Source organism: Shewanella sp. A22, from assembly GCF_053850585.1.
Window position 1 is genome coordinate 1 of record NZ_JBSQBN010000188.1, and the last position, 5404, is coordinate 5404.

The following is a 5404-nucleotide window of genomic DNA, read 5'->3' on the forward strand; positions in this document are numbered from 1 at the left end:
ATAACTGGGTGGCTAAACACAAAAAGCTAACTCAAGGCGATGCATTATCTGTAGATGAACGCACCGAACTTATGCTGTTACGCAAAGAGAATAAACGCTTATTGATGGAGCGTGAAATCCTAAAAAATGCCAGCGCCTTCTTTGCGAAAGAAATGAAGTAAGGTATTCATTTATCAATAATCTAGAGTCGAAATATCCTATTTCGATGGCGTGTAAAGTGATGCAGGTCAGTTCGTCAGCTTATTACGTTTGGCTTAAAAGGCCTGGTGAGCTTATCACTGCTGACACTCTAGAATTATTTCGTCGAGCTAAAGCATTATTCAAGGCCAGTAGAAACTTGCCTACAGCACTTTGAACTCCCGCTGAAAGATCACATATTTAATAGGATTGGTATCACTACAAGAAGGTGAGCCTAAACACGACTTATTTGTGGCATTTGCGGCAGAAGGCATACAAGACATAGCAGCTTATAATGCATTGTCCAATTTGGGGGTAAAGCCAAACGTTAAATTTTTATCGGTAGCCCTAAGATATAATAATTTAGAAATGTTAGATTATTATTCTCAAAATGCTGACCTTTTCGCCGTTGATGATAGGGGGTATAACGCTTTTTATACAGCTGCAATATTTAGCGCGGGGAAGCTTGATTCGATGCAGTATATGCTTGATTTTGGAGTACCTTATCAAGATAAGCTCGGTTGAGATGCACTAGCGGAAGTGATAACTCGACACGGTGTACGCGTCCACACCGAGCAATTTCTAACCTTAATCGATAACTACCAATTACCGGTGAGCTCTCCGTTACTTCAAGCCGCCAAAACATTTCCTAAATTACATCAAGAGCTAAAAAAACGATAGGTTGTAAATTAATATCCGCAACCCATCCACTCAGAAGCTCTTATCATCAACTTCAATTAAACATGGCCACCCATTCAAGTTGAAGAAAATAAACCCGACACAGGCTGCATTGAGCAGGATACCTATTAAAGCCCATAGATTATCTCAGCATTACGACGAGCAGCTTAAATGCGAACAACCACCTACCCCAAAGAATTCAGATGCTTTGAGTCGATAGTATTTGTCCTCTATGTCCTGGGACTGCTCAGCGTAAGGCTGGGTCATCACATCTTGCAGTTCTCTAACCAGCGAATAATTACCACTGCTCGCTTGTTGATAAGCAGGCATCAGCAACCATTCACGCAAAGTATATTTTGGATTAACCCGTTGCATCTGCGCAGCAATCTCATCACGGTTGCGCGGCGTATTCGCGCTGCTAGTGCTTCCGCTCATAGAGCTGTCGAGCAGTGTTTGCCATTGTGCTAGCCAAGCAGACCAGCGTTGCTCCAACCCCTTTGGCGCTTGCGATAAGTCTCGGTAGAAGCTTTTTGTCAGTGGGCCAATATTATCAGGCAGTGACGAAAGCTCACGGAAAAACAGGGTGTAATCCACTGGGGTTTGCAGCATAAGCGTTTCAAGCTCATTAAATAACGTCGCATCATAAGTGGTTAGTCCAAGTTTGGCCGCCCACATCTGCTCCATTTTTGCTTCCATCTCAGCCGAAAAGCCATTGACCAACTGCTGGAGCTGCTCTAGATAATCTGGTTTAGCCATCAGTAATGGGCTTAGTGCCGTGCAAAACATCAAAAAATTACGCTCTGCAGCCACGCCTTGATTCAAAAACGCGAAGTGCTGTCCGCCACCCGTCCAAGGTTGATATTGTGGATTGAACACATCGCAGAATCCAAACGGACCGTAATCGAGAGTGAAGCCACCAGCAGCACAATTATCACTGTTAAAGTTGCCCTGACAATAACCGACACGGATCCAGTTCGCCACCAGTGACGTCAAACGGTTACGGAACTCACGCGCCAACAAAAGCACTTTTTGTTCATTAGTGAGTTGTTGGTCGATAACATCAGCATATTCACGATAAACTAAATGCAACATCAACTGTTCAAGCTCTGCCATTGCTTGCGGATGTTCTTGCTTGCGGGCGCGGCGACCAAATAGTTCAAGTTGACCAACCCGAATAAACGAAGGTGCCACACGTGTTGAAATTGCAACGGCCTCGGTGATCATTTGGTCAGGATCCTGCGAGTTAGAACCCTCAGAATACCAAGGCCGCTGAACAGTCTCGGTTTTAGACACATATAAACATAGCGAACGAGACGTTGGCACGCCAAGCGCGTGCATGTGTTCTTGTGCTAAAAACTCACGGACACTGGAACGTAACACCGCACGACCATCTGCGCCGCGGCAATATGGCGTGCGACCACCACCTTTAAGCTGCATTTCCCAGCGTTTATCATTAATCACCGCCTCAAGCACCGAAACAGCTCGACCATCGCCATAACCATTGCCCGTTCTAAACGGACATTGTTGGATGTATTCGGTACCGAAGATGGACAGTGCATATCCACATGCCCAACCAACCTTACTCATCGGTTCTGGAACGTTCGAAAGGTCTCCAGAGAATAAGTTCATAAAATAGGCTGACTGCGCCATGCTGTCGGCAAAGCCCAATTCAGCAAACAAGCTTCTGCTGTGTGCGACGTACTCAGGGGTTTCAATCGGTGTTGGTTTAACAGGCACATAGTGCCCCGAGAACACTTGTCTTGGCGCATGGTCGACGCCGTTTGCTGTTGCGTCAGGATCGCTGTTGAGCGTGTCCATCAATGAGTAGCTGACCAACTTAGCGATATCGTCAACTGTCTCGACAGTTACGGGTGTTTGCTGGGACAGTTGATTAGTCATAGGATACCTAGTTGATTGAGTAGAAGGGTTATTCCCAACTTTATGGTTCATCGTGCCGACGATTATTCGATTTGTTCAATCTCTGGAAGCGGACCTTTACAGCATATAAAGTCGAAGACCTGTGCTGTGTAATAAAGAGCCTGAGAGAAACTGCGTGTATGGTAACTACAGCTTATACTAATAGAAAGCAGACTTTGCTGCATCTGTAAAATTGATATTTTGTCATATGGTATCTATAACTCTCAGGCCTTACCACACAGTAAAAACTGTCATGATAATCAAGGGCCTGTTGATCTTTCAAGGCTGTTTTGCAGCGAATTGTTGGTCATTTGTACAAGGCAGAGACTTTGTGGTGTAGTTATTCTACATAAGAAGTCGTTAACGCAGTAAAAATGACCAACAATCGCTGCCCGAAGGTACGGCTAAAAACGTTTTACTCTTTGTTGAGCGAATTTAGCTTAGATTGCTAGGCAGCAATCCACTCGCCTCGATTAAAACGTTTTTATCTCGAACAAAATTTAACCTGCAAAGATCAACAGACCCTAGTAGCTGAATGCTTTTTTCATTGTTGAAGAAAGATAGAGAGTAGCGGAAAAGTGATAAAAGCAGTGACAAGTCACACTCCGAGAAATTCGCTACGGCTAACCCCCTAGAACAGTCGTTAATCCATTGAATTTAAGCTATTATTTTTATACTAATTAGGTAAATTAATTTACAATAGTGATGTTTAAACAACATTAATGATGGCTATAATGACAAATGATAAACCGTGGTTAACACAATATCCTGAGGATGTGCCTGCAACAATAGATTCAAGTATGTATAACAATATCAATGATTTGTTTAAAGAGTCTTTTAGTGCACATGCCAAAAAAGCAGCATATATTAATATGGGACATAGCTTGTCCTACCAAGATCTCGAAAGTAAAAGTAACGCTTTTGCTGCTTATCTACAATCTGAACTAAAAATGAAAAAAGGCGAACGAATCGCCTTGATGATGCCTAATTTATTGCAATATCCCATCACTATTTTAGGTGCATTAAAAGCAGGACTCATTATTGTCAATGTTAATCCACTTTATACCCCTCGAGAGTTAAAACATCAATTACGAGACTCTGGGGCCAGTGCTATTGTTGCTGTAACAAATTTTGGTAATAACCTCCAGCAAATACTGAATGAGACTAACATTAAGCATGTTATTTTAACCAAAATTGGTGATGAGTTAGCGATTCATAAGCGTACATTGGTTAACTTTGTTATCAAACACATCAAAAAAATTGTACCTAAATATCATATTCCCGACGCTATTTCATTGCGAAGAGCGTTAACCGAAGGCAAGAAACTTCCTTTTATTGATCCTCAAATAACAGTAGATGATTTAGCATACCTCCAATATACAGGTGGAACGACGGGGCTTGCGAAGGGGGCAATGCTGACTCATAGCAATATTATTTCTAACGTGCTTCAGGTGCATGCTCATTTTAGCCCAAGAACCTTATATGATAAGGAATATGCAGTAACCCCACTTCCGCTTTATCATATTTTTGCCAACTCAGTGAGTATGATGTTTATGCTCTTTCTCGGTGCAACAAATTTACTCATTACCAACCCAAGAGATATAGATGGTTTCGTAGCAGATTTGAGTAAATATCCATTCACAATGGTGTTTGGTTTAAATACACTTTTTAATGGTCTAAACAATCATGCTGGTTTTCAAGAATTAGATTTTAGCCACGCTCGTTTTACTATTGCAGGTGGAATGCCGACACAGAAACATATTGCTGATCGTTGGCAAGAGCTCACTGGAATGCCTGTCATAGAAGGTTATGGCTTAACGGAATGTTCTCCAGTGGTCGCTGCCGGTACTCATCAACAACAATCATTTATTTCTTCAATTGGTGTCCCTTTACCCAGCACTGAACTCCGTATCGTTAACGATAACAATGAACCTTTAGGTCCCAACCAAATTGGTGAAATTCAAATTAGAGGACCTCAAGTGATGAAAGGCTATTGGCAACAAGAATCCGAAACTAATTCTGTAATGCATGTAGGAGGTTGGTTAAGCTCTGGCGATATAGGAAGAATGGATGACAATGGAATTTTTTATATTGAAGACCGTAAAAAAGATATGATTCTAGTGTCGGGATTTAATGTTTTTCCAACTGAAATTGAAGAAGTTGCAACACTTCACCCTCACATCATCGAAGCTGCGGCCATTGGCATTCCTGATGACGCCACAGGAGAAAAAGTTAAGTTATTTATTGTACGCAAAGGCAATGTGACCGTTGACGAAATAAAAAAACATTGTAGAAAATATCTTACCGGTTATAAAAATCCAAGAATAATCGAATTTAGAGATGAATTGCCAAAATCAAATGTTGGTAAGATCTTACGTCGAGAATTGCGAGATTCATAGGCGCTATTACTGATGTCCTAAAGATAACCAACATTTTTGGCATAGATACAATGGCTAGCCTAATTTTTAGCTGACATAACATCATGTTATATCGACCCTTTTGCAGTAATACCAATCCTATTAAATATGTGATCTTTCAGCGGGAGTTCAAAGAGCTGTAGGCAAGGCAGATGATTGAAGCGAATAGTGATCCTCGGTAACAAGCTCCTGCGTTACTCTACCTCCAGCATCTG

At 41.8% G+C, this 5404-nt stretch carries 3 protein-coding genes; 2 read left to right on the forward strand and 1 reads right to left on the reverse strand.

What is annotated here, in order from left to right; all coding sequences use genetic code 11:
- Positions 1 to 429: 429 nt before the first annotated feature.
- Positions 430 to 702: a hypothetical protein gene (locus tag ACWXWT_RS19735; protein ID WP_456043277.1), complete on the forward strand. Its 273-nt coding sequence runs from the start codon at positions 430 to 432 to the stop codon at positions 700 to 702.
- Between the two features lie 306 nt (positions 703 to 1008).
- Here the strand turns inward: ACWXWT_RS19735 and ACWXWT_RS19740 are convergent, their stop codons facing one another.
- A complete protein-coding gene (locus ACWXWT_RS19740; protein ID WP_456043278.1) occupies positions 1009 to 2754 on the reverse strand; it encodes a protein adenylyltransferase SelO in 1746 nt (581 codons plus the stop codon).
- Positions 2755 to 3494: 740 nt separating this feature from the next.
- Between ACWXWT_RS19740 and ACWXWT_RS19745 the strand changes: the two genes are divergently transcribed.
- Complete coding sequence (locus ACWXWT_RS19745; RefSeq protein WP_456043279.1) at positions 3495 to 5171, forward strand: AMP-binding protein; 1677 nt, start codon at positions 3495 to 3497, stop codon at positions 5169 to 5171.
- Positions 5172 to 5404: the final 233 nt, after the last annotated feature.

Bases quoted from the DNA above. Each gene is read 5' to 3' on its own strand.
- ACWXWT_RS19745 (WP_456043279.1), top strand. From the start codon at position 3,495: ATGATGGCTATAATGACAAATGATAAACCGTGGTTAACACAATATCCT.
- ACWXWT_RS19740 (WP_456043278.1), bottom strand. From the start codon at position 2,754: ATGACTAATCAACTGTCCCAGCAAACACCCGTAACTGTCGAGACAGTT.